Genomic DNA, 23266 nt, shown 5'->3' with positions numbered 1-23266 from the left:
ATCTCGCGTTCAGACACGGCCCGACCGCTGCTGACCGCCGGCGAGGTAATGCAGCTCCCGCCCACGGACGAGATCGTCATGGTGGCGGGCACCCCGCCGATCCGCGCGAAGAAGGCCCGCTATTACGAGGACAAACGGTTTCAGGAGCGGGTGCTGGCGCCTCCCGCACTCATCAAGCCCACGAGCGCCCAATCGGATGATTGGAGCGCGCGCCCGCTGCCACCGCGTCCCGAGATCGCCGAACCGGCCGCGAGCAGCGGCAAGGAGGCGGATGACGATCCGACCGAATCCGAGCGCCGCCATCAGCCCGAATTGAACCAGGCGAAGACAGTCGAGAAGAAGGAGCCGATCGACAACGAGTTCGCACCCGATCCAGGTGACGAGATGGAGGACAATGCCATCCGTGCGAGCCGGATGAACCGGGTCATGCAGGGCGTCGCCCAGCAGGTCTCGCTCGATCCCGGCGACGATATGGGTCTCTGACATGCCCATGAGCACACCGAAGAAAAAGGCCCAGGTCTCGGTCTATCTCGACCCGGACGTCATGAAGACGCTCTCGGCCTATGCCGCGCGGCGCGAGCAGCCGCTGTCGTTGATTGCGGAGGCCGCCATCGCATCCTTCCTGTCGCCCGATGCTGACGAACGGCGCGAAGCGGCCATCGCCAAGCGCCTCGATCAACAGGACCGGCGCCTGGCACGGCTAGAGCGCGATCTCGGCATCGGCGTCGAAACCCTTGCGCTGTTCGTCCGGTTCTGGTTGACGACGACGCCTCAGCTTCCGGAGCCGGCCGCCAAGGCGGCGCGAGCCCAGGCCGGGACGCGCTACGACAACTTTGTGGCCGCGCTCGGCCGCCGCCTTAGTCAGGGTCCGAAGTTGCGGGAGGAGATTCCAGAGGACATCCCAGATAGGCAGAACCCCTCTGAATCTGGCCCCCCGTAATTGCCGTCCAAAAATGGCGCCGCTACCCTCTTGGCCATGAGGCTGGTACCAATGCTATGCCATCGCGCCAGCGCTGCACGATCGCTTCCCTGAACCAGTCGTCGAGCAACTCAACATGATCGGCTATGATGACCTGCATGTTCGAGAGCTCGGAACAATAGCGGCTTAATAGTGCGAAAAGCTCGTGGACGGCGGCCTGGTCCTCGTCGTCAAGGCTATCAATCTTCCCTTCCTGATCACGTTCCGGAGGGTAGTGCGCTTGTGAGGGCTGATCGAGCATAAGGAAGCCTGGTACTGGCCGTCCGCGCCGACGGAAAAGCCGATGCAGACTAAGATGCGCTGCAACGTGGTAGCCGACCCAGTTTTCCCCGCTACCCATCTGGGCGAGTGCAAGCGGGCCGTCGTCAGTGTCCGCGACGACCGTCAAATGTTTGATATCGAGACGAAGTGGGTTCGCGCCGTGCTCAAGACCGAGTTCGGTTGCGAAGGCGGTGAGGTCCCGGCCCACCAGATTGAGGGCGGTGAGCAGCCGCTCCTGCGCGGCATCGTCATCGATCGCACGCTGAAGTTCTTCGATTTCCGCGCGAAGCTGATCGATCTTGCGCGGAAGATCGCTGCCCGCAGAAACAGCTCTTAAGTTTTCAAGATAGTAGGTGATCCGGCCCACGACCCTTGCTTGTTCGGCGAATTGATGTTGTTCGAGGCGGAGACGCTCGTTGTCCTCGATCCGTTTGGCGATATCGCCCTGTACGCTGCGCAACTGCTCTGACAGGTCTGAACGCTGGGCCTCCAGAATTGCCAGACGCTCCTGCAGGCGTGGCGCGTCGCGCCGAACCGAGCGCAACTGCGTCTGCAGATTTGAGAGCGAAGCCCTTATCTCTTCTACAGTCGGAACCGGAATTGCGAGCTGGCTCTCGCAAAGCGGGCACATATGACTGTCGCCGTCGCCTTCAGCAGTTATTAGACCAATCGAGGTCAGACGAGCCTCCTGCTCGCGGGCCTCCCCCTCGAATTCTGTTGCTTCGCGGCTAAGCCGCTCGACGTCGCCGATCTCTTCACGCAGATCTTGTAGCCGTCGGAGCAACAAGCGGCGTCGATCGTCCAGCGCTGTGAGATCGGCCTGCGGATCGTCGATCTGCGAGAACTGCGTGGGTTGCGGGACAGCCGCTTGACGCAGCAGCGTTAGTACGCCATCGGCATCCTCAGGTTCCGGCCCAACAGGGAGCAAACCAGCACGCCAAGCCTCCTGAAGGAGCGCTCGGGCTGCGCCAGTCGCGCTGTGCGCGATCGACTGAACTTCTGCAAACTCTCTCTCCAGCCGCCGCAGCCGTGTTCTCGCATCTTGATAACGCTTCAGCGCAAGGAAATGCTCTTCGTCGACTGCTCCAAGGAAGTAGGGAATAGAATCACGAATAGCTTGTGGAAAGAACTGCTCCCCCTGCCTGTGAAAGAGGAAACGACGGTTCGCGATTTCATCCTGCGCCTGAAGGCAGAACAAAATTGCATGCCTAGATGAGGCTTCGAGCGGTTGGCGAGTTGCACCCTCTTCCGGAACGTGAATGTTCTCCGAGATGCCGAGCGTGGCAGAAAGCTGGGCCTTGAGCCCGTCGGCGGTGATGTTCTTATGGAATCCACTCGGATCCGCGGGCAATATCTCGATCCCCCTGGCGAAGTATATCTCATCGCTTGCGCGTCCGGCCGGCCCGGGATTTTTACGGGCGACGAGGATTCCTTCTCCGTCCCGGTCGAAGTGCACGGCAAACCAGGACACGCTGCGACGGATTTCGCCCTCCGCAACCGTACACTCGTTCCGTCCCCAGCAATAGTCGACGATGTCTAGCAGGGCGGACTTGCCGGTTTTAGAAGCGCCTGTAACGATGTTCAGCGCCCCAAGCCTGAATTCAACCTCGCGGCGTTCTCCCTCCTTAGAATAGATGGAGATCGCGCGAATCTGTAATGTCATGGCGCTATCCCTAAACCTTGCAAGATTGAACCTTCGTTCGCCTGGCTCGCAAACCACCGGCCGAGCAGCCCTGCGGCTGCCCGACCCTCATTGACATCGTCGGTGCTCGGACTCGCCCGCGACGCTAGCCGGACCGCCCTACTACCTGGAATGAGGCCGCCATCGTGTATGGCAAGAACCCTGTAGCGAATCGCAAAAAGCAACGCCTCGCGGCTAATAGGCCGTAGACGACTCACGCGCCCGGGCAACTCGGCGAGTAAGGGGCTGTTCTCCGCGATCCAAGTGGCAAAAGCCGTATTTGCGCGCCCCGGCAGGGCATCCCGCGTCGGCTTGTGCAGTGTCAGTGGTAGGACGAGAAATGCGACCGCCATACTGAGGGGCCCCCGGCGATTCTTGTGGAATTCACCAATGGTGCGAGCAATCAGTTCGGCGCAGAAGGCAGGGTTGAGATTCCGCGCCTCCTCGGCTGGCCGATCAACCCATGCAAGATTCCAGTGTGTCTCAGGCATCGGCAGGCTCGTCAGTGTGAAGCGCTTCGAAGTCGCGGTGCCAGCCCACACGAAGATCGTCGGCGAGGATGTGGTAGGAGCCAACGGTCAGGAAACGAGCGGTCTGTGTCCTGATTGGAAAGCGGGCATCGCTCTCCACCCAACCGTAAAGCTGTTGGCCCGAAGTGCGCAGCACCGCTTCCTTACAGTCGGCCGTCAGCCCTTCACACATCTGCGCGAATCGCGGCTGCCATTCCTCGATCAACTGCTGCTCAAACCGGCCTACCTCGCCATCGAATAGGAGGCTTTGTCGTACCCAGCGGGAGCGCTGAACGGAAGCACGATAGAAATCGCGCTTTGCATACTGGAGGCGAAGAGTGCCCACTCCGACGGTCTGAAGCTGCCGGACGAACCGCATTTCGTCGAGAGAACCCATCTCCTCCGGAGAGGGCTCAACGTGCTCCATATCGAGCGGCAGGGCATCCCGCTTCAAAGCATCACGAATGTCGTCCAGTTTTTGTTCAACCGCTAGAACAGAAATCGTTCCCGGCGTCTCGGCCTGAAGGACGGCGCAGATGCGCGGCCACCACCATCCCTCAAGCTGCTCGCGCGCCAGCGCCGCCTTGCCGCGCGGCGCTATCATCCGCAGCCGCTCTTCGATGACTGCTCCGAGATCGGCAATCAGTGGCTGCCCGTCCAGAACCTCGATAGCTCCCACAAGCTCTTTGCGGATCGCGGAGCTAAGGCCGGTGAATGCTGCAACCGCCTTCTTCAGAACCTCATTTTCAGATGCGGCCGCCGCCTTCATCAGGAGAGCATCCGCCGCTTGCGGATCGCGCGCGGCGGACCCTGCCGGACGCAAAAAAGCCGCCGCAGAGCCGTCCGGAGCCTTGGCTGTCGTAACCAGCGCGAACCGCGTGCGGCCCGGAAGGGAAGGATCGCCTTTGACCGCCTGCGCCCAGGCCCGCAAGGTTTTCCAGAGATCGACGCTGCCATCGCTGAGGTCGCCAGCCTTTTTGAGATGGTGTTTTGTTTGAAGAAGCTCGAGCGCCGTCCCGTCCTTCTCGAAGGAAACATCGTCGAGTTTCTCGATGGAAATCTCGATGTTGGAATCGCCATAAGCGAAGCGCAGGCATTCGGCGAGCGCGAGCCGGGCCTGATACAAATATCCAGCGGCCGATTGCGCCGCGCTATGTATCGGCTTTGCCTGTGACATAACCCCTGTTCCCCTGCGGCTCTTCGAGGCCGGAGCTCTTCGCGGCGGCTTCGTGGCGTTCAGCGTACGCCCGCATAAACTCCCGCAGCACCTGCGCTGCCGATTTATCCTCGGCGCGGCAAGCTTCGTTGAACCGGTCGCGCAACTCGCGCTGCACCCGGATGCGCAGCCCCGAATCCTTCATTTTGGTAGTGTAGCCATTGGATACACAGGCGCATAGATAAACTTAACGTTGCGCTCACTTGGCCGCCGACGACGAGCCTAAGTGGTGCTTCATCGTTATCGGAGGCTTTACGATCGTGCGGATTCTCGCAAACAGATAGATGATATCAAATCAACCATCGGGACTTACATCTCAGACCAAAGTCAAACCAAGCCAATTTCACCCTCAGCAAGTATTTTTTCTCTGCTCTACGCCTTGCCCCTACGCCGCCTGAATACTTGTTGATCCTTCCCATTCATTGCCTTTTCTAATCATCCCCGTCGCCAATCGCTTGTCGCGCTTGGCCTTCGACGGGGACAATCGTGGCGGTCACTTCACTCCATTCCGAGGCCTTCTCCCGCGGCGCACGCATGTTGCGTACCGCACTTGGGCCCGCGATTGCGACCTTTCTCGAAGACCCCTCGATCGTCGAGGTGATGCTCAACCCCGACGGTCGGATCTGGATCGACCGGCTGTCGGGAGGCCTGGAGGACAGCGGACGAACAATGTCCGCCGCCGACGGCGAGCGGATCGTGCGCCTGGTCGCACACCACGTCGGCGCCGAGGTGCATGCCGGACGCCCCCGCGTCTCGGCCGAACTGCCTGAGACGGGAGAGCGGTTTGAAGGGCTTCTACCACCTGTCGTAACCGCGCCAGCCTTCGCCATCCGCAAGCCCGCCGTTGCGGTCTTCACCCTCGACGACTACGTCGCCGCCGGCACCATGACCCCCGGCCAAGCGGCCTTGCTGCGCGACGCTGTCGCCGCCCGCAAGAACATTCTCGTCGCCGGCGGCACCGGCACCGGAAAGACGACGCTGACCAACGCGCTGCTCGCCGAGATCGCCGGCACCAGCGATCGCGTCGTGCTGATCGAGGATACGCGCGAGCTGCAATGCCAGGCGCCGAACCTAGTCGCCATGCGCACCAAGGACGGGGTGGCGTCGCTGTCCGACCTCGTGCGCTCTTCGCTGCGGCTGCGGCCCGACCGCATCCCGATTGGCGAGGTGCGTGGGGCCGAGGCGCTCGACCTCCTGAAAGCCTGGGGCACGGGGCACCCAGGAGGCATCGGCACGATCCACGCCGGCACCGCGCTTGGCGCGCTCCGCCGCCTCGAACAGCTCATCCAGGAAGCCGTCGTCACCGTTCCCAAGGCGCTGCTGGCAGAGACCATCGATCTCGTCGCCGTGCTGCGCGGCCGCGGCACCGAACGCCGCCTCTCCGAACTCGCCACCGTCGCCGGTCTCGATCCCGCCACCGACGATTACCGCGTCCAACCCGCCGGGGCGGGCGGCGATCCCCTCTCGTCCGGAGACCCCTCATGATCCGTGTTTTCGCCGCCGCTCGCCGCGCTCATCGTCGCGTCGCCGACTTCGTTCTCATCAGCGCCATCTCGCTGGCCTTTGCACCGACGGCCTATGCCTCGGGCTCCTCCATGCCCTGGGAGACGCCGCTCAACTCGATCCTGGAATCGGTCCAAGGCCCGGTCGCCAAGATCATCTCGGTCATCATCATCACCGTGACCGGCCTGACGCTCGCGTTCGGCGACACCAGCGGAGGCTTCCGCCGGCTGATCCAGATCGTGTTCGGCCTGTCGATCGCCTTCGCGGCATCGAGCTTCTTCCTCACCTTCTTCTCCTTCTCGGGCGGGGCGCTGATCTGATGGCTGCGCTCCTCGATCCGGACGTCCCCGGCTTCTTCGCGCCGGTTCATCGCGCGCTGACCGACCCGATCCTCATGGGCGGTGCGCCCCGGGCGGTCGCCATCGCCAACGGTACGCTGGCGGCGGCGATCGCACTCGGGCTCCGGCTCTGGATTCCTGGGGCGCTGATCTGGGCGGTCGGCCATACCGCCGCCGTCTGGGCTGCGAAGCGCGACCCGCAGTTCGTCGACGTGGTGCGCCGGCATCTGCGCTACCCGCCCTATCTCGGCGCGTGAGGTTGAGATGCTGAACCTCGCCGAATATCGCAAGCGCTCCGCTGGTCTCGCCGACTTTCTGCCCTGGGCCGCCCTTGTCGAAGGGGGTGTCGTCCTTAACAAGGACGGCTCTTTCCAGCGGACCGCCCGGTTCCGCGGACCCGACCTGGATTCGGCGACATCGGCCGAACTGGTCGGCGTCACAGCGCGGCTGAACAATGCGCTACGCCGCCTCGGTTCCGGCTGGGCGATATTCGTCGAGGCGCAGCGCGTCGCGTCCCAGACCTATTCGCACAGCGCCTTTCCCGACGCAGCCTCGGCGCTGGTCGATCTCGAACGCCAGGATGCTTTCGAAGAGGCCGGCGCGCATTACGAGAGCCGCTATTTCCTGACGCTGCTCTGGCTGCCGCCGGCGGAGGACGCGTCCCGCGTCGAGGGCTGGCTCTATGAGGGCCGCTCGCAGACCGGCGTCGATCCCTGGGAGTTGCTGCGCGGCTTCGTCGATCGCACCGACCGGGTGCTGCAGCTCGTCGAGGGCTTTATGCCCGAAGTGGCGTGGCTCGACGACGGCGAGACGCTGACCTACCTGCATTCGACGATCTCGACCCGGTCGCAGCGCGTTCGCGTTCCCGAGACACCGATGCACCTGGATGCGCTGCTGGCCGATGAGCCGTTGGCCGGCGGGCTAGAGCCCCGTCTTGGCGTTCATCATCTGCGCACGCTGACGGTGGTCGGATTCCCCACCACGACCCATCCCGGCATCCTCGACGAGCTGAACCGGCTGGCCTTCCCCTACCGTTGGTCCACCCGCGCGATCCTGCTCGACAAGACCGAGGCGGTGAAGCTGCTGACCAAGATCCGGCGGCAGTGGTTCGCGAAGAGGAAAAGCATCGCCGCCATCGTCAAGGAGGTGATGACCAACGAGGCGTCGACGCTGGTCGACAGTGACGCAGCCAACAAGGCCGCCGACGCGGACCTCGCGCTGCAGGAGCTCGGCACGGATGATGTCGGCCAGGCCTATGTCACCGCCACCGTCACCGTCTGGGACGAGGACCCCGGCCTTGCGGCCGAGAAGCTCCGCCTGGTCGAGAAGGTGATCCAGGGCCGCGACTTCACCTGCATGCCGGAAGGGGTGAATGCACTGGAGGCCTGGCTCGGCTCCATCCCCGGCCACGCCTACGCCAATGTCCGTCAGCCGCCGGTCTCGACGCTGAACCTGGCGCACATGATCCCGCTCTCGGCGGTCTGGGCAGGCCCCGCGCGCGATGAGCATTTCCAGGCGCCGCCGCTGCTGTTCGGCAAGACCGAAGGCTCGACGCCGTTTCGCTTGAGCCTGCATGTCGGCGATGTCGGCCACACGCTGATCGTCGGCCCGACCGGCGCGGGCAAATCGGTCCTGCTGTCGCTGATGGCGATGCAGTTCCGCCGCTACCGCAACAATCAGATCTTCGCCTTCGACTTCGGCGGCTCGATCCGCACCGCGGCCGTCGCCATGGGTGGCGACTGGCACGACCTCGGCGGCAGCCTCTCAGCGGGGTCGGAGCACTCCGTCTCGCTACAGCCGCTGGCGCGGATCGACGACCAGGCCGAACGCGCTTGGGCAGCAGAATGGGTGGCGGCGATCCTTGCGAAGGAAGGCGTCATCGTTGATCCGACAGCGAAGGAGCATGTCTGGTCGGCGCTGACCTCGCTGGCCTCTTCGCCCGTGGGTGAGCGCACCATCACCGGCCTTGCGGTCCTGCTGCAATCGACCGCGCTGAAGCAGGCGCTTCAGCCCTATTGCGTCGGCGGCGCCTCTGGCCGGCTGCTCGACGCCGAGGCCGAGCAGCTCGGCTCCGCTCCGGTCCAGGCCTTTGAGACCGAGGGGCTGATCGGCGCCGGCGCGGCGCCCGCCGTGCTGACCTATCTCTTCCATCGCATCGAGGGCCGTCTCGACGGTCGGCCGACCTTGCTGATCATCGACGAGGGCTGGCTGGTTCTCGACGACCCCGCCTTCGCCCAGCAGCTCCGCGAGTGGCTTAAGACGCTGCGCAAGAAGAACGCCTCCGTCGTCTTCGCTACGCAGTCGCTCTCCGACATTGACGGCAGCAACATCGCACCCGCCATCGTCGAGAGCTGCCCAACCCGCATTTTCCTGCCGAACGAGCGCGCCATCGAGCCGCAGATCACGGCGATCTATCGGCGCTTCGGCCTCAACGATCGACAGATCGAGATCCTCGCGCGGGCCGCGCCGAAGCGCGACTACTACTGCCAATCGCGGCGGGGAAATCGCCTGTTCGAGCTGGGCCTCGGGCCCGTCGCGCTCGCCTTCTGCGCCGCCTCGTCAAAGCAGGATCACGCCGCGATCGAGCGCGTGCTGGCCGAGCACGGCCGCGAGGCTTTCACGCCTGCCTGGCTTCTCGATCACGATCTGGCCTGGGCGGCCGATCTTATCCCTCACCTGACCAACCTGGAGACGTCCCCATGATCAAGCTGCGCCATCTGGCGGCGGCGAGCGCCGCCGTGCTCACTCTGGCCATCGCTGCGCCGCCGGCGTCGGCGCAGTGGATTGTCTACGACCCGACTAACTTCAGCCAGAACGTACTGACGGCTGCGCGCGAGCTGCAGCAGATCACCAACCAGATCACGATGCTGAACAATCAGGCGACGAGCCTGATCAATCAGGCCCGCAACCTCGCCAATTTGCCGATGTCGACGCTGACCCAGCTCCAGTCGTCGATCGCCCAAACTCAGTCGCTGCTGAGCCAGGCGCAGAATATTTCCTTCAACGTCCAGCGCGTCCAGACGGCCTATTCCACCAGCTACGGAACAGCGGCGGGCACAGGCTCGACCGCTACGATGGTGGCGAATGCCCAGACCCGTTGGCAGAACTCGGTGGCCGCCTTCGAGGATAGCCTGAAGATCCAGGCGGGCGTGGTCGGCAACATCTCGACAAACTCCAGCGCCATGACCTCGCTGGTCACCGCCAGCCAGAGCGCCACCGGCGCGCTGCAGGCGGCGCAGGCCGGCAACCAGCTCCTGGCGCTGCAATCGCAGCAGCTCTCCGATCTGGTCGCGGTGCTGTCGGCCAAGAGCCGGGCAGATGCGCTCGAGCAAGCGCGCACAGCCTCGGCCGAGGCGCAGGGCCAACAGAACTATCAGACCTTCCACACGCGCAGCGGCTACGTGCCGAGTAACGTCACCATGTTCAGCGGCAATTGAGGCGCCGCGATGCTGGGCCGGTCGGACACATTCCGCGTCGCCGCGATCATCGCGTTGATCGCGGTTGTCGTCGTGAGCCTGGTCGCGATTCATCAGCGGCCCGCGCCGTCGGCGATCGAGACGCCTTCGACCATTCCAGACCCGGCATCCGATGACCTCTCGGCCGAGCTGCGCCGCTGCGGCGCGCTCGGGCCGCAGGACGCCGAAGATGCGCGCTGCGTGGCGGTCTGGGAGGAAAACCGCCGGCGCTTCTTCGGCAGGCCGGCGCGGCCGCTGCCGCAATCGCCCCCGGGCGCCGTCGCGCCGGCCACCAATACTGCGGGAGATGCGCGATGAACAACGTCGGCGTCATCGACACCTTTCTCAACACCTTCACGACCTACATCGATTCCGGCTTCGGCCTGATCAAAGGGGAGGTCGGCTATCTTTCCTCGACCCTGATCGTCATCGACATCACGCTGGCTGGACTGTTCTGGGCCTGGGGCGCTGACGAAGACATCCTCCAACGGCTCGTGAAGAAGACGCTCTACATCGGCTTTTTCGCCTTCATCATCACCAACTTCAACAACCTCTCGGCCATCGTCTTCAACAGCTTCGCCGGTCTCGGCCTGAAGGCGGGCGGCTCGACGATCTCGACCGCCACCTTCCTGCAGCCAGGCCATCTCGCCCAGGTCGGGCTCGACGCCGGTCAGCCGCTGCTCGATGCGGCCAGCCAGATGATGGGCTTCACCAGCTTCTTCGCCAACTTCGTGCAGATCGGCGTGCTGATGATCTCCTGGCTGCTGGTGCTGATCGCCTTCTTCATTCTCGCCGTGCAGCTCTTCGTCACGCTCATCGAGTTCAAGCTGACAACCCTCGCCGGCTTCATCCTCATCCCCTTCGCGCTCTTCAATAAGACCGCCTTTCTCGCCGAAAAGGTGCTGGGCAATATCGTCGCCTCTGGTGTGAAGGTGATGGTGCTGGCCGTCATCGTCGGCATCGGCACCGGCCTCTTCTCGCAATTCACGCAGACCTATGCCGGCGGTCAGCCGACCGTTGAGCAGGCGCTGTCCGTTGTGCTCGCCGCCCTCGCCATGCTGGGTCTCGGCATCTTCGGCCCGGGGATCGCGACCGGCCTGGTCTCGGGCGCGCCCCAACTCGGCGCGGGCGCCGCCGTTGGGACGGGCCTCGCCGTCGCGGGTACGGCGATGGCCGGCGCTGGCGCGCTGGGCTTGGCCGGAAGGGGAGCCATGGCCGCTGCTTCGGGAAGCGCCGCCGCAGCCCGCGGCGGCGCGGCGATGGCCGGTGGAGCGTCTTCTGCCTACAGCCTCGCCTCGGCCGGCCGGTCTGGCGCATCGGGCGTCGCGGCTGGCCTTGGCGGTGTCGGACGCGCAGCGGCTTCGGCCGCGGCGGGCCCGGTGCGCCGCGCGGCCGCCTCGGCCTCCAGCTCCATGCGCCAGAGCTTCGCTGCCGGCGCCCGGTCCAGCTTCGCCGCGACTGGCGGCTCCTCGACCCAGGGCACGGTCGGCGGCGGCAATCCGCCGAGCGCATCCGCGCCGGCCGGGGGCGGGTCAGCCGACTCCGGCCCACCGGCTTGGGCACAGCGCATCAAGCGCAACCAATCGATGGTTCACGGGGCGCAGACGGCCGCGCAGGTCCTCAAATCCGGCGACAGCCACGGCGGCGGCCATTCCGTCGATCTTTCGGGAGAATAGATAATGGCGCTCTTTCGCCGATCCACAGTTCGTTACGGCCGCACCCCCGAACCCGAGACGCCATACCAGCGGGCCGCCCAGGCCTGGGACGACCGCATCGGGTCGGCCCGCGTGCAGGCCAAGAACTGGCGCCTGATGGCGTTCGGTTCGCTGGCGCTGTCTGTGGGGCTCGCCGGTGGCCTCGTTTGGCAGTCGACTCACGGCAGCATCGTGCCGTGGGTGGTGCAGGTGGACAAGCTCGGCCAGGCTGAGGCCGTTGCGCCGGCCACGGCCGACTACACTCCGAGCGATCCGCAGATCGCCTGGTATCTCGCCCACTTCGTCGAGATGGTGCGCTCGCTCCCGGCCGACCCGATCATCGTGCGGCAGAACTGGCTCGACGCCTACGACTTCACCACGACCTCGGGCTCACAGGCGCTCAACGACTATGCCCGCGCTAACGACCCGTTCGCCAAGCTTGGCAAGCAGCAGATCGCCATCGACGTGTCGAGCGTGATCCGAGCCTCGCCCTCGAGCTTCCGCGTGGAATGGGTCGAGCATCGCTACCAAGACGGCGCGCTCGCCGACAACGCGCGTTGGACCGCCATCCTCACCATTGCGATCCAGACGCCAACCTCCGCCGACGTGCTCCGCAAGAACCCGCTCGGCATCTACGTCACCGCCATCAACTGGTCCAAGGAGCTGGGACAATGACCCTGCCGATTTCCATGGAAGCCGGCAGCCCGGCTTCACGCGTCCTCACCATTCCCCGGAGTCGGGAAGTCGGGATTACGGCTTTCCGTAAAGCCGGCCTCGCGGCTTTGCTGCTTTCCGTCACCGCGCTCGGCGGCTGCGCGCATCCGTTCATCCCGCCGGACATCAACTACGACAGCGCCGTCCCGGCGAAGCTCGCCGCCGATCCGCCGGCGCCGATCAAGATCGTGGAATTGCCGAAACCCCTGCCGTTGCCGGGACAGTTGAAGCCGCTCGACACGGGGAAGCCGACACCTGAGGCGGGTGATCCCGCCGCGCGGATCAACCAGGCCAACGCCGCGGCCCGCGTGCAGCCCGTGCGCAACGGCTTCATCAACGCCGTGCAGGTCTATCCGTACTCGCCCGGCGCGCTCTATCAGGCCTATACCGCCCCCGGCGAAATCACCGACATTGCTCTGCAGGAGGGCGAGCAGCTCGTCGGTTCGGGTCCAGTCGCCGCCGGCGACACCGTGCGCTGGATCGTCGGCGACACGGAGAGTGGCGCCGGCGCGACCAAGAAGATCCACATCCTGGTGAAGCCCACCCGGCCCGAACTGATGACCAATCTCGTCATCAACACGGACCGCCGGACCTACCTGCTGGAACTGCGCTCGACGGAGAAGACCTACATGGCCTCGGTCTCCTGGCAGTATCCGGAAGACCAGCTCATCGCTCTGCGCCAGCAGAACCAGACAGCGGAGGCGGCGGCGCCGATCGCCACGGACGTCGATCTTGCCGCGATCAATTTCCGCTATGCGATCGAAGGCGACAGCCCCGCCTGGCGGCCCCTGCGCGCCTTCGATGACGGCCAGAAGGTCTTCATTGAATTCCCATCGGGCATCCGCCAAGGCGAGATGCCGCCGCTGTTCGTCATCGGTCCGGCCGGCGGCTCGGAACTCGTGAACTATCGCGTCAAGGGCAATTACTACATCGTCGATCGGCTCTTCGCCGCGGCTGAGCTGCGTCTCGGGGACAAGGATAGCGAGCGGCGCGTCCGCATCGTCCGCACCGATGGAAAGCCGCGGTCATGACGGACGAACCCGAAGAACGCCAGCCGGCCCCGCCGCCTGTCGCCGCGCCGGACCTGCGACTTAGAGGTGAGCACCCGCGCGTCACGCGGCTCTCGCGCAAGGTCCTGATCACCCTGGGCGCGGTTTCGGCGCTCGCTCTCGCAGGCGCGCTCGGCTACGCGCTCCAGACGCACAACAAATCGCAGTCCGGCCAGGAGTTGCTCAGCACCCAAAACCGGCCTTCGGCCGAGGGCTTGGCTGGATTGCCGAAGGACTACACCGGCCTGCCGCGCCAGGCTCCGCCGTTGGGTCCACCGCTTCCCGGCGATTTGGGTAAGCCGATCCTCAACGCCGGCGCGGCCCCGAACACGACCGTTCCTGGAGGCGGCCCAGATCCCGAGGCTCAGCGCCTGGCTCAAGAGACGGAAGCGGCACGGCTGAGTCACCTCTTCGCCCAGACCAATCAGCAGACGCAGCCGATCGGCCTCGCCGCGCCGGCGGCGACGGGGACCGCTTCGGCGCCGACGCCCGCGCCGCCGGTCGACGTCGGCGCCGCGCAGAATATGCAGGACCGCAAGAGCGCCTTCCTCAACGCTTCGACCGACAAGCGCACGGTCAGCTCCGATCGGCTTGAGGCGAAGGCTTCGCCCTATGTCGTGCAGGCCGGCACCGTCATTCCTGCGGCGCTCATCACCGGCATTCGGTCCGACCTGCCCGGCCAGATCACCGCGCAGGTGACGGAAGCGGTATATGACAGCCCGACCGGCAAATACCTTCTCATCCCCCAGGGCGCGAAGCTGATTGGCCAATACGACAGCTCTGTCGCGTTCGGCCAAAGCCGCGTGTTGCTGGTGTGGACCCGGATCATCATGCCGGACGGCACCTCGATCGTGCTTGAACGCCAGCCCGGCGCCGATACTGAAGGCTATGCCGGCCTTGAGGATGAAGTCGACAATCATTGGGGCATGCTGTTCAAGGCCGCCGTGCTCTCGACCCTGCTCAGTGTCGGCGCAGAGGCGGGTACCAGCCAGGATGAGAACAACCTAGTGCAGGCCATCCGCAGCGGCGCCTCCAACAGCATCAGCCAGACGGGCCAGCAAATCGTCCAACGCCAGCTGAACATCCAGCCGACGCTCACGATCCGCCCGGGTTTTCCTGTCCGCCTGATCGTTACGCACGACTTAGTCCTGGCACCGTATGTTCAAGGAGGAAAGCCGTGATGAAGCTCAAACTCGGGCCACTACCTGACGACAAGCCGGTCAAGGTTAGCGTCGAATTGCCCGCTACAACCCATCGAGACCTTGTGGCCTATGCCGAGGTGTTGGGCCGTGCAACGGCGCAGACCGTGACCGATCCCGCCAAACTGATCGTACCGATGATAGAGCGCTTCATGGCGACCGATCGTGCGTTCGCAAAGGCAAGACGGAGCAGTCTGCCCCAAACCGAGAGTATATCGGAGAGATCAGGCTAGCGTTTTCGAAGCAGTGCAAGGAACTGCTTCAGAGTTGGGCTGCCGCTAGCCTGCATCATTGGTCAGGAAGTCTAACCTCGTTGGCTCCGTGACCGGGGTCGTCCTGTCGAAGACGAAGCGATCGGCGTGCTCGCAACCCCTCCGCTGTTCTTCACGCTGGGATGGACTGCGTCGATGGCTGTCTGTGCGCCTATCATCGCCAATCGCGTCGATTCTTCCATGCGATGGTGAATAGAGAGGCCTGTCTTTGGCGAATGGCGGCTAATGCGGACGATGCCGAGGCTTGAAAACGATAAGGTGTGGGGCGCGTGCTCGCTCCCTCATGGCGACGGTTTGCCGCTTTGCGAGTGAATATCGGTGGGACTTCTCTTTTTCGGCTGGGACGAGTCGATCGAAATATCCGGGTAGCGCTCGCGCAACATCGCAAGGAACGGCTGCAATGACGGATTGGGATTGGCGGCCCGCCAATATGCTCGGAACTCTAGACGAGTGGGTCCATCCGAATCGCGGATCTCGCAGAACGTCACGCCGGGAACGGCGAGGCCGGTCGCTCCCTCAAGTGTCAGCAGGACACCCCAGCCGGCACCCACGAGGCTGAGCAGACGATCAAGCGCCGTGTCGTGTCGGAGGCACTTGGAAGGTCCGCGATCGCCAAGTTTTTGTAGTAGAAGACGGTGCAACTCGATTCCGGGACCGCCTTCGCGCAGGATGAAAGTCTCTTGCTTTAAATCGCTCCAATGCATGACCTCGCGACCGCCGAGGGGATGATCAGCAGGAATCGCAACGATTACGCGCTCGCTCCACACGGGTAAGGATCGCCCGGTCCAGTTGCCGTTCCGGGCGACGACAAAGGCGATGTCGATGGCGGAGTTCTCAAGAGCACCGAAGAGACGATCGCTTGACCCATCAACCAGCCTCGCCTCGACGCCGGGGAAGCGCTGTCGGTGTTCGATCAGCGTCGCGCGCAGATTTCCCGCCGACAAAGCGGCGTGGACGCCAATTGTCAGCCGTCCGCTTTCGCCCCGGGAGAGGCTTTTAATTCGAGCCACAATTGTCGAGATCTCGTCAAGGATTCGCCGGGCGTCTTCTAAAAATTCCGCACCCTCGACCGTCGGCCGGGTGCCGCCGTTCGTACGCTTGAATAGCACGGCGCCGAGTTCGTCTTCCAGATGCCGCAATCCGCGACTCAGGGTCGATTGTCGAATGTTCAGCGCGTCCGCCGCCTGCCGGAGGCTATCATACTGGGCCACGGTGACCGCCCATCGTAGATCACGAGATTCTACACTCACGTCCCTCCACCATCTCTTCTACGGCCGAGCCGATCAATTGAAGCTGCACCTCACAAGAGGTGCTCGCATTCACGGTCGCCGTGATCCAATGGACGCATGGCGGTCCGTTCAAACTACGTGATCCCTGCTTGCAAACGGCCGATGATGTTAACGTCTCTGTCCTTCGCTCGTCGGCTCAAGCTTGGCGCAAGCTCCATTGACGACGCATCGCAAATCCGAAATTCGCGCGAAGTTGCGGTGTATCGCGTAGAACGCGGTACACCGCCGCCTGAAAGCGGCACTGATCCGTGGCGCTTACTTCGCCTTTGCCTTCAGAGATTGGTTGCCCTCGATTGTGATCGGGCCGTCCATCTTGAACCCGGTTGCGGTCTCTGCGGCACGAATATGTACCGATGGATCGGAGATACCCTGATAATCTCGCCGTGGCGTATAGTGTGCTTCAAGCCGCTCAGCTTCTTCGTCGGTAAGCGTGATCGACAGCGCGGCGAGCGCTTCATCGATATGCTTGGGCTTGAGCGCACCAACGATCGGGGCGGCAACGACGGGATTACGTCGCAGCCAGGCGAGGCTGATCTGGGCCTGACTAACTCCCCGTTCCGCTGCAACGGCGCTGACCGCTTCGATGATCTGGCGGTCGCTGTCCGCCGTCTCTTCGTTTTGCGTGACTTCGGCACGAGAGCTGGTGGCGCCCCAAGGTTGCGCCAGACGACCGCTGGCTAGCGGACTGTAGATCAGCGTGTGAATGCCTTCGTCCGCGCAAAGAGGCAGCATCTCGCGTTCTTCCTCGCGAGCGACCAGGTTGTAATTGTCCTGCATCGACACGAAGCGTGCCCACCCGTTAGCTTTCTGCAGATGCAGCGCTTTGGCGAACTCCCAGGCCATCATGGAGGAGGCGCCGAGATATCGCACCTTGCCGGCTTTCACGAGGTCGTGGAGGGCTTCCAGCGTCTCTTCCCACGGCGTTGACGCATCACGACGATGAATTTGGAAGAGGTCGATGTAGTCGGTGCCGAGCCGCCTCAGGCAGTGGTCAGCCTCCGCGATGATTGCCTTGCGCGATAGGCCATAAGTGTTTGGACCGTTGCGGGTGGGAGCAGCGATCTTGGTCGCGACGACCACGGCATCGCGATTGGCGAAGTCCTTCAGCGCTCGGCCGAGAATCTCCTCGCTCGATCCGTTTGAATACAGGTTGGCAGTGTCGAAGAAGTTTATACCGGCCTCAACAGCGTGTCGGATCAAGGAACGGCTGGCTTCTTCGTCGATCGACCAGGGCGGATAGCCGCGAGAAGGGTCACCAAAACCCATGCAGCCGATGACTACGGGTGAGACGTCAAGGCCGCTGTGGCCGAGCTTTACATATTGCATGACACCTCCTAGAGGGACTAGATGCGGACAGCCGTCCGTTTATGGTTTAGCGGACAACTGTCCGTTTGCGCAAGGGGATAATCTTGGAGGCTGAAAGAAGGCGGCGCGCCGACGCTCTCGCCAACAGGGACCGCATTCTCGATGTTGCCCGTGCAACTTTAACTGCCGATCCGGATGCGTCCCTCAGCGCGATCGCTAAGGCAGCCGGCGTGGGCCAAGGTACGTTGTATCGCCATTTCCCGACCCGCGAGGCGTTGGTGCTGGACGTTTATCGAAGGGAGATTGACGAGATTGTCACCCTTGCTGGCACGCTGCTCGCCGAGCACCCCCCGCTCCGGTCGTTCCAGCTTTGGTGCGAGCGACTGGCGGAATTTGGGAGGGTAAAGCACGCAGTTGCCGATATGCTGCACGCAGCGATTTCAGATAACGATATCCATGAGACTTACTGGCCTATGGTGGGAGCCGTTCGCCAATTGTTGGAGGCCTGCGAAGGCTCTGGCGAGATCCGGTCTGGAAGCGATGCGGAAGACGTGCTGACATTATTGAGTGTTTTAGGAACAGTTCCCTCGACTTCCGTCGGCAAGGCGCGAGCAAACAGGTTGATTGCGCTAGTCTTTCTTGGTCTGGGTGCTGAGTCCTTGCAAAGCGCGGATTCCGCGAACACTGGTACCGGGGCTCATTCGTCTGGCCGCAAAGTCGAATAGCCTGCTGGGCAAAAAACTTACTCCAGGCTTATGCAAACGCGGCAGATTTGCAGCCAACCCGAAACGATCACTGCCTAGACAACGCCCTATTCGTGGCGTCGCACTGAGCGCGCCTCACACGCGATTGACATAAACGGACACATGTCCGCTTTCTGCGTCTGGCGCGAGAGGCGAATGACATGACGGTTATGGTCAATGGTGTTCCGCAGGCGTTACCCGGCGATTACCGTGTTTCGCTGCTGGACTTCCTACGTGAGAAGCTCGCGCTGACGGGGACAAAGCTGGGCTGCAACCAGGGTGCTTGTGGGGCGTGTACCGTCCTCGATGACGACGAGCGGGTCTTGTCGTGCCTTACGCTGCCGTTCAATGCGAGGGGCGGCGCGTCCGCACGATCGAGAGCTTCTCCTGCGATGAGGAACTGCATCCTCTGCAGCAGGCGTTCATATCACGACGCGCTTCAATGCGGCGTCCAGATCGATTCCAGGGAAGCGGAAGCCGCGCCCGGCGTGCGCTTAGTCATGACATATCGAAATGCCCCCAAACTGGCGTTACCGCCGGCGACGGGCCTCACAAACACCCGCGCGGCTGGCAACAATCTGTTGCCGGTGTTGCAGGATCAGGAGATCCGTTGGAACGGCCAGGTCATCGCAGTCATTCTTGCGGATACGCACGAGCTGGCCATCATCAGGTCCGTCCTTCACCGGCGAACCAAGCTTAAACACCTGTCCGACAAACCGGGACCACCTCAGAACGCCGCTAACAAGCTTTTTAGACCGTTGGGATTGCCGCGGGGCCAATGCCACCCACGCCTCTCGCAAACGCTCAATCTAAAATAATTGCGACCAAGACATCTTCGATGTGCTGATCGAGGAGAGATGGCGCACCCGACACGATTCGAACGTGTGGCCTCCACCTTCGGAGGGTGGCGCTCTATCCAGCTGAGCTACGGGTGCATCTCTCATTCGCCTAGCCCGATCGACCTGAGAGGGTCAACGGATTCGGCGATCATAAAATCAGGCCTCAATCGAACGACCAGATAGCTACGCTCCGCCTGTCTGCGGTCCGCTTCTGTTCTCCCGAAAGTGCTTACGCGCTGCTTACGCAATTTTTTCGGGGCTCCTGCAGCGGTAGCTATGGGCGCTTAAACTTCTGTTTTCACATACCTTTCTTCCGTTGCCGATAAACGAAACACACTTGACACAAGCCTTCGGAGGGCAACGGTCGCGCTACGCCGCCCGTCGAGGAATGGTTCTCTCAACCAATCGCAAGAATCGGGTGTTGCGAGCCCCCGTAACAGAATGGTCGTAAGATACCGGTCCTCGGCGTTGCGCCCACCACTCAGAGGGCGTTTCAGTTGCGCGGGCTGGATTGAACTGGCCCGGCTAGCGCCCAGTACCGGATCACGAGCCGCCTTGGCAGCGGCAAGGCGGTGGTCGCTACCATCCAAACGGCTATGAAACTGGCCTCATAGTCACGCCAGAACACGCCCAAGCCGCACCCGGCTTTCGCTGAACTGCTTACATAATGCTTACATTTTCTTGGTCACGAAAATGTAAGCGCCAAAAGCGAAGGGCCGCCTTGCGGCGGCCCTGTCATAACGCTCTGATTTCCTTGAGGGAAATTTGGAGCGGGCGAAGGGATTCGAACCCTCGACCCCAACCTTGGCAAGGTTGTGCTCTACCCCTGAGCTACACCCGCATCCATCTGCCGTGGCGGTGTGCCGCCGGGCAGGTGCGTGTCTATGCCAAAAGGTGATGGGGATTGCAACAGGCTTTCTCGGCCCGTTTTCGCCCTTGGGGGTAAATCGCCGCTGCCTGCTGCCGGCGCCGCGGGCGGAGATGTCGGTGTGAGGAAGCGAAAACCCTTTCGCCGGCTCATTCCCTGTGGATCGAGTCGATCCATTTGACGGCGGTGGGTTTTTCCACAGGCTCGATGTCGAGGTTCACCACCACCGGCTCCTGGCCCGAGCGCACCAGCACGCATTCCAGGGTTTCGTCGGGCGAGGCGTTGATTTCCTGGTGGGGCACATAGGGCGGCACATAGATGAAATCGCCGGGTCCCGCCTCGGCGGTGAATTCCAGATGGTCGCCCCAGCGCATGCGCGCCTTGCCCTTCACCACGAAGATCACGCTTTCCAGATCGCCATGATGATGCGCGCCGGTCTTCGCGTCGGGATGAATATGAACCGTGCCGGCCCATAGCTTCTCCGCACCCGCGCGAGCGCGGTTGATGGCGGTGGCGCGGTTCATGCCGGGGGTCTGGGCGGTATTTGGATCGAGATTGTCGCCCGGGATCACCTTCACCCCCTGGGTGCGCCAGTCGATGCCGGGGGAGGGGATGGGCGTGTCGCCGGCCTGCGGTCCGTGCGTGTGGCCGTCATGCGGATGGGAGTGGTCGTGCGGCTCGCCCATGTGCGCCTCCTTCAAGATCGGCGACGGGCTTGCTTGCCCGCGTCTTCACAGGAGGCTAGAACGGCGGCAACTTTCCCGCATCCCTTTTTCCGGAGCCTGTGGCGCATGGCGTCCTATCAATATGCCTATCACATGCATGGCCTCACCAAGGCCTATCCCGGCGGCAAGAAGGTGCTCGACAACGTGCACCTGTCTTTCTACCCGGATGCCAAGATCGGCGTGCTGGGCGCGAACGGCGCCGGTAAGTCCACCTTGCTCAAGATCATGGCCGGGATGGACAAGGACTTCACCGGCGAGGCGCGCCCCGCCGAAGGCGTGCGCGTGGGCTATCTCGCCCAGGAGCCGAAGCTCGATCCCACCAAGAGCGTGCGCGAAAACGTCATGGAGGGCGTGGCGAAGCAGAAGGCGATCCTCGATCGCTACAACGAGCTCGCCATGAATTATTCCGACGAGACGGCGGACGAGATGACCCGCCTGCAGGACGAGATCGAAGGCCAGGGCCTGTGGGATCTCGACAGCAAGGTGGACCAGGCGATGGACGCGCTGCGCGTCCCCTCCGACGATGCGGAAGTCGCCAGCCTCTCGGGCGGCGAGCGGCGCCGCGTGGCGCTGTGCCGCCTGCTGCTGGAGCAGCCGGAGCTGCTGCTGCTGGACGAACCCACCAACCATCTGGACGCGGAAACCACCGCATGGCTGGAAGGCCATCTGCGCTCCTATCCCGGCGCGATCCTGATCGTCACCCATGATCGCTACTTCCTCGACAATGTCACCGGCTGGATCCTGGAGCTGGATCGCGGCCGCGGCATTCCCTATGAGGGCAATTATTCCTCCTGGCTCGGGCAGAAGCAGAAGCGCCTGACGCAGGAAGGCCGAGAGGACGAGGCGCGCCAGCGTGCCCTTGCCCGCGAGCAGGAATGGATGGGCACCTCGCCCCGCGCCCGCCAGGCCAAGAGCAAGGCGCGTATCCAGCGGTATGAAGAATTGCTGGAGAAGGCCTCCGAGCGCATGCCCTCGGCGACCCAGATCGTCATTCCCGTGGCCGAGCGCCTGGGGCAGAACGTCATCGCCTTCGACCATCTCAACAAGGCGTTCGGCGACCGTCTGCTGATCGACGATTTGTCCTTCAAGCTGCCGCCCGGCGGCATTGTCGGCGTCATCGGCCCCAACGGCGCGGGCAAGACCACGCTGTTCCGCATGATCACCGGCCAGGAGAAGCCCGATAGCGGGTCGATCACCATCGGCGAGTCGGTGAAGCTCGGCTATGTCGACCAGAGCCGCGATGCGCTGGACGACAAGAAGACCGTCTGGGAGGAAATCTCCGGCGGCAACGAGATCATCTATGTCGGCAAGAAGGAAATTCCTTCGCGCGCTTATTGCGCGGCCTTCAATTTCAAGGGCGGCGACCAGCAGAAGAAGGTCGGGATGCTCTCGGGCGGCGAGCGCAACCGCGTGCATCTTGCCCGCACCCTTCAGCGCGGCGGCAATGTTCTGCTGCTCGACGAACCGACCAACGATCTCGACGTGGAAACCCTGCGGGCTCTGGAAGAGGCGCTGGAAGATTATGCCGGCTGCGCCGTCATCATCTCGCATGATCGCTTCTTCCTGGATCGTATTGCCACTCACATGCTGGCCTTCGAGGGCGACAGCCATGTGGAATGGTTCGAGGGCAATTTCGCGGATTATGAGGAAGACAAGAAGCGGCGCCTCGGCATCGATTCCATCATCCCCAAGCGCATCCACTACAAGAAGTTCGGACGCTGATTGAAAGGCGGGCGGCGCACCGCCCGCTCTACTTGCCTTGACGCGCGGAGGGTTGCCATGGCCGAGGATTGGAACGCCCGCCTTTACCTCAAATTCGAGGATGAACGCACCCGCCCGGCGCGTGATCTTCTGGCTGAGGTGCCGCTGGCGAACGCGCACTTCGCGGTGGACCTCGGCTGCGGCCCGGGCAATTCCACCGAGCTGGTGGCGCAGCGCTTTCCCGGCGCCGACGTGCTCGGCATCGATACGTCGCCGGACATGCTGGAGGCGGCGCGCAAGCGTCTACCGCATGCCCGCTTCGTGGCCGGCGATGCTTCCACCTTTGTGCTGGAACGGCCCGCCGATCTGATCTTCGCCAATGCCGTGCTGCAATGGGTGCCGGATCATCCCACGCTGTTTCCGCGCCTCATGTCGCTGCTGGCGCCCGGCGGCGTGCTGGCGGTGCAGATGCCGGACAATCTCGACGAGCCCTCCCATGTGGCGATGCGCGAGACCGCGCAGGCGGGGCCTTGGGCGGAAAAGCTTGCGGATGTGGTGCGGGCGCGCACGGTGCTGGCGCCGGTTGGCGCCTATTATGATTTGCTAATCGCCCATGCGGCGCAGGTGGATATCTGGCTGACCACCTATCACCACCCGCTCGACGGGCAGGGGGCGATTGTGGACTGGCTGAAATCGACGGGCCTGCGTCCCTTCCTCGATCCGCTGGAGGGGCAAGAGCGGGCGGATTTTCTGGCCGCTTATCGCGAGCGCCTGGTGAAGGCCTATCCGCTGCGGGCGGACGGCAAGGCGCTGCTGGCTTTTCCCAGGCGGTTTCTCATCGCCCGGCGGTGAGGCGCGGCCGCGTCCTTGCCGCAAAGACAATATAGGCTTTGCAGCTTAAAATCATACGGAAGATGCCCATGACC

Annotated in this window: 22 protein-coding genes, 2 tRNA genes and 2 pseudogenes; 17 read left to right on the top strand and 9 right to left on the bottom strand. The window is 63.4% G+C overall.

The window, feature by feature from the left end; all coding sequences use genetic code 11:
- Together V5F77_RS25490 and V5F77_RS25485 are read left to right on the top strand one after the other, a co-directional pair.
- On the top strand, nucleotides 1-483 hold a 483-nt coding region (locus V5F77_RS25490; protein WP_429007970.1), incomplete at its 5' end, for a type IV secretory system conjugative DNA transfer family protein.
- Nucleotides 484-490: 7 nt separating this feature from the next.
- Nucleotides 491-940, top strand: a complete 450-nt coding sequence (locus V5F77_RS25485) for a CopG family transcriptional regulator (RefSeq protein ID WP_429007969.1) — start codon at nucleotides 491-493, stop codon at nucleotides 938-940.
- Nucleotides 941-962: 22 nt separating this feature from the next.
- Here the strand turns inward: V5F77_RS25485 and V5F77_RS25480 are convergent, their stop codons facing one another.
- From V5F77_RS25480 to V5F77_RS25465, 4 genes are read right to left on the bottom strand one after another with little or no spacing between them, the layout of a single operon-like run.
- The gene (locus V5F77_RS25480) at nucleotides 963-2903 is read right to left on the bottom strand and encodes a DUF3732 domain-containing protein (RefSeq protein ID WP_429007968.1); all 1941 of its coding nucleotides are present in this window, start codon (nucleotides 2901-2903) and stop codon (nucleotides 963-965) included.
- The gene (locus tag V5F77_RS25475) at nucleotides 2900-3412 is read right to left on the bottom strand and encodes a three component ABC system middle component (RefSeq protein WP_429007967.1); all 513 of its coding nucleotides are present in this window, start codon (nucleotides 3410-3412) and stop codon (nucleotides 2900-2902) included. Before V5F77_RS25475 ends, V5F77_RS25480 begins: the two co-directional genes overlap by 4 nt.
- Nucleotides 3405-4607: an ABC-three component system protein gene (locus tag V5F77_RS25470; protein ID WP_429007966.1), complete on the bottom strand. Its 1203-nt coding sequence runs from the start codon at nucleotides 4605-4607 to the stop codon at nucleotides 3405-3407. Before V5F77_RS25470 ends, V5F77_RS25475 begins: the two co-directional genes overlap by 8 nt.
- Nucleotides 4582-4791, bottom strand: coding sequence for a hypothetical protein (locus V5F77_RS25465; protein WP_429007965.1), 210 nt, complete (start codon nucleotides 4789-4791; stop codon nucleotides 4582-4584). Before V5F77_RS25465 ends, V5F77_RS25470 begins: the two co-directional genes overlap by 26 nt.
- 341 nt (nucleotides 4792-5132) lie before the next feature.
- Between V5F77_RS25465 and trbB the strand changes: the two genes are divergently transcribed.
- The 11 genes from trbB to V5F77_RS25410 are packed head-to-tail and all read left to right on the top strand — an operon-like array spanning nucleotide 5133 to nucleotide 14831.
- Nucleotides 5133-6131 (top strand): P-type conjugative transfer ATPase TrbB, encoded by a 999-nt coding sequence (gene trbB / locus V5F77_RS25460; RefSeq protein WP_429007964.1) that lies wholly within the window; start codon nucleotides 5133-5135, stop codon nucleotides 6129-6131.
- A complete protein-coding gene (locus V5F77_RS25455) occupies nucleotides 6128-6469 on the top strand; it encodes a TrbC/VirB2 family protein (RefSeq protein ID WP_429007963.1) in 342 nt (113 codons plus the stop codon). Before trbB ends, V5F77_RS25455 begins: the two co-directional genes overlap by 4 nt.
- Nucleotides 6469-6744 carry a VirB3 family type IV secretion system protein gene (locus V5F77_RS25450; protein WP_429007962.1) on the top strand — a complete coding sequence of 92 codons (276 nt, stop codon included), beginning with the start codon at nucleotides 6469-6471 and terminating at the stop codon, nucleotides 6742-6744. Before V5F77_RS25455 ends, V5F77_RS25450 begins: the two co-directional genes overlap by 1 nt.
- A 7-nt stretch (nucleotides 6745-6751) precedes the next feature.
- The gene (gene trbE / locus V5F77_RS25445; protein WP_429007961.1) at nucleotides 6752-9190 is read left to right on the top strand and encodes a conjugal transfer protein TrbE; all 2439 of its coding nucleotides are present in this window, start codon (nucleotides 6752-6754) and stop codon (nucleotides 9188-9190) included.
- Entirely contained in the window at nucleotides 9187-9924 is a 738-nt protein-coding gene (trbJ, locus tag V5F77_RS25440; RefSeq protein ID WP_429007960.1) for a P-type conjugative transfer protein TrbJ, read from the top strand. Before trbE ends, trbJ begins: the two co-directional genes overlap by 4 nt.
- A gap of 9 nt (nucleotides 9925-9933) precedes the next feature.
- On the top strand, nucleotides 9934-10260 hold the full coding sequence (gene trbK-alt, locus V5F77_RS25435) for a putative entry exclusion protein TrbK-alt (RefSeq protein ID WP_429007959.1): 327 nt from the start codon (nucleotides 9934-9936) through the stop codon (nucleotides 10258-10260).
- On the top strand, nucleotides 10257-11618 hold the full coding sequence (trbL, locus tag V5F77_RS25430) for a P-type conjugative transfer protein TrbL (RefSeq protein WP_429007958.1): 1362 nt from the start codon (nucleotides 10257-10259) through the stop codon (nucleotides 11616-11618). Before trbK-alt ends, trbL begins: the two co-directional genes overlap by 4 nt.
- A gap of 3 nt (nucleotides 11619-11621) precedes the next feature.
- Complete coding sequence (trbF, locus tag V5F77_RS25425; RefSeq protein ID WP_429007957.1) at nucleotides 11622-12311, top strand: conjugal transfer protein TrbF; 690 nt, start codon at nucleotides 11622-11624, stop codon at nucleotides 12309-12311.
- A complete protein-coding gene (trbG, locus tag V5F77_RS25420) occupies nucleotides 12308-13381 on the top strand; it encodes a P-type conjugative transfer protein TrbG (protein WP_429007956.1) in 1074 nt (357 codons plus the stop codon). Before trbF ends, trbG begins: the two co-directional genes overlap by 4 nt.
- Nucleotides 13378-14580, top strand: a complete 1203-nt coding sequence (locus tag V5F77_RS25415) for a TrbI/VirB10 family protein (RefSeq protein ID WP_429007955.1) — start codon at nucleotides 13378-13380, stop codon at nucleotides 14578-14580. Before trbG ends, V5F77_RS25415 begins: the two co-directional genes overlap by 4 nt.
- Nucleotides 14577-14831 carry a DUF2274 domain-containing protein gene (locus V5F77_RS25410; protein WP_429007954.1) on the top strand — a complete coding sequence of 85 codons (255 nt, stop codon included), beginning with the start codon at nucleotides 14577-14579 and terminating at the stop codon, nucleotides 14829-14831. The genes V5F77_RS25415 and V5F77_RS25410 overlap by 4 nt, the downstream gene beginning before the upstream one ends.
- A 320-nt stretch (nucleotides 14832-15151) precedes the next feature.
- Here V5F77_RS25410 and V5F77_RS25405 read toward each other — a convergent pair whose 3' ends face one another.
- Together V5F77_RS25405 and V5F77_RS25400 are read right to left on the bottom strand one after the other, a co-directional pair.
- Complete coding sequence (locus V5F77_RS25405) at nucleotides 15152-16120, bottom strand: LysR family transcriptional regulator (protein ID WP_429007953.1); 969 nt, start codon at nucleotides 16118-16120, stop codon at nucleotides 15152-15154.
- Nucleotides 16121-16543: 423 nt separating this feature from the next.
- Nucleotides 16544-17485 (bottom strand): annotated as a pseudogene (locus tag V5F77_RS25400) (aldo/keto reductase); the annotation flags it as partial.
- A gap of 83 nt (nucleotides 17486-17568) precedes the next feature.
- On the opposite strand from V5F77_RS25400, the gene V5F77_RS25395 reads away from it, so the two are divergent.
- Together V5F77_RS25395 and V5F77_RS25390 are read left to right on the top strand one after the other, a co-directional pair.
- Nucleotides 17569-18189: a TetR/AcrR family transcriptional regulator gene (locus tag V5F77_RS25395; RefSeq protein ID WP_429007952.1), complete on the top strand. Its 621-nt coding sequence runs from the start codon at nucleotides 17569-17571 to the stop codon at nucleotides 18187-18189.
- Between the two features lie 179 nt (nucleotides 18190-18368).
- Nucleotides 18369-18656 (top strand): annotated as a pseudogene (locus V5F77_RS25390) ((2Fe-2S)-binding protein); the annotation flags it as partial.
- A gap of 409 nt (nucleotides 18657-19065) precedes the next feature.
- Here V5F77_RS25390 and V5F77_RS25385 read toward each other — a convergent pair.
- From V5F77_RS25385 to V5F77_RS25375, 3 genes are all read right to left on the bottom strand, one after another.
- Nucleotides 19066-19142: transfer RNA gene (locus V5F77_RS25385), tRNA-Arg, on the bottom strand.
- A gap of 670 nt (nucleotides 19143-19812) precedes the next feature.
- Nucleotides 19813-19887: transfer RNA gene (locus tag V5F77_RS25380), tRNA-Gly, on the bottom strand.
- A 176-nt stretch (nucleotides 19888-20063) separates the two neighbouring features.
- A complete protein-coding gene (locus V5F77_RS25375) occupies nucleotides 20064-20600 on the bottom strand; it encodes a cupin domain-containing protein (RefSeq protein ID WP_429007951.1) in 537 nt (178 codons plus the stop codon).
- Between the two features lie 105 nt (nucleotides 20601-20705).
- On the opposite strand from V5F77_RS25375, the gene ettA reads away from it, so the two are divergent.
- Nucleotides 20706-22361, top strand: coding sequence for an energy-dependent translational throttle protein EttA (gene ettA, locus V5F77_RS25370; RefSeq protein WP_429007950.1), 1656 nt, complete (start codon nucleotides 20706-20708; stop codon nucleotides 22359-22361).
- Nucleotides 22362-22418: 57 nt separating this feature from the next.
- Nucleotides 22419-23192 carry a trans-aconitate 2-methyltransferase gene (tam, locus tag V5F77_RS25365; protein ID WP_429007949.1) on the top strand — a complete coding sequence of 258 codons (774 nt, stop codon included), beginning with the start codon at nucleotides 22419-22421 and terminating at the stop codon, nucleotides 23190-23192.
- The last annotated feature ends 74 nt before the right edge of the window (nucleotides 23193-23266 follow it).

This window comes from Roseixanthobacter psychrophilus (assembly GCF_043195195.1).
GTDB lineage: Bacteria > Pseudomonadota > Alphaproteobacteria > Rhizobiales > Xanthobacteraceae > NCEH01.
This window is presented reverse-complemented; position numbering and strand designations above follow the sequence as displayed.

Coding starts and splice junctions, on each gene's coding strand:
- V5F77_RS25485 (WP_429007969.1), top strand. CDS start 491: ATGAGCACACCGAAGAAAAAGGCCCAGGTCTCGGTCTATCTCGACCCG.
- V5F77_RS25480 (WP_429007968.1), bottom strand. CDS start 2,903: ATGACATTACAGATTCGCGCGATCTCCATCTATTCTAAGGAGGGAGAA.
- V5F77_RS25475 (WP_429007967.1), bottom strand. CDS start 3,412: ATGCCTGAGACACACTGGAATCTTGCATGGGTTGATCGGCCAGCCGAG.
- V5F77_RS25470 (WP_429007966.1), bottom strand. CDS start 4,607: ATGTCACAGGCAAAGCCGATACATAGCGCGGCGCAATCGGCCGCTGGA.
- V5F77_RS25465 (WP_429007965.1), bottom strand. CDS start 4,791: ATGAAGGATTCGGGGCTGCGCATCCGGGTGCAGCGCGAGTTGCGCGAC.
- V5F77_RS25455 (WP_429007963.1), top strand. CDS start 6,128: ATGATCCGTGTTTTCGCCGCCGCTCGCCGCGCTCATCGTCGCGTCGCC.
- V5F77_RS25450 (WP_429007962.1), top strand. CDS start 6,469: ATGGCTGCGCTCCTCGATCCGGACGTCCCCGGCTTCTTCGCGCCGGTT.
- trbE (WP_429007961.1), top strand. CDS start 6,752: ATGCTGAACCTCGCCGAATATCGCAAGCGCTCCGCTGGTCTCGCCGAC.
- trbJ (WP_429007960.1), top strand. CDS start 9,187: ATGATCAAGCTGCGCCATCTGGCGGCGGCGAGCGCCGCCGTGCTCACT.
- trbK-alt (WP_429007959.1), top strand. CDS start 9,934: ATGCTGGGCCGGTCGGACACATTCCGCGTCGCCGCGATCATCGCGTTG.
- trbL (WP_429007958.1), top strand. CDS start 10,257: ATGAACAACGTCGGCGTCATCGACACCTTTCTCAACACCTTCACGACC.
- trbF (WP_429007957.1), top strand. CDS start 11,622: ATGGCGCTCTTTCGCCGATCCACAGTTCGTTACGGCCGCACCCCCGAA.
- trbG (WP_429007956.1), top strand. CDS start 12,308: ATGACCCTGCCGATTTCCATGGAAGCCGGCAGCCCGGCTTCACGCGTC.
- V5F77_RS25415 (WP_429007955.1), top strand. CDS start 13,378: ATGACGGACGAACCCGAAGAACGCCAGCCGGCCCCGCCGCCTGTCGCC.
- V5F77_RS25375 (WP_429007951.1), bottom strand. CDS start 20,600: ATGGGCGAGCCGCACGACCACTCCCATCCGCATGACGGCCACACGCAC.
- ettA (WP_429007950.1), top strand. CDS start 20,706: ATGGCGTCCTATCAATATGCCTATCACATGCATGGCCTCACCAAGGCC.
- tam (WP_429007949.1), top strand. CDS start 22,419: ATGGCCGAGGATTGGAACGCCCGCCTTTACCTCAAATTCGAGGATGAA.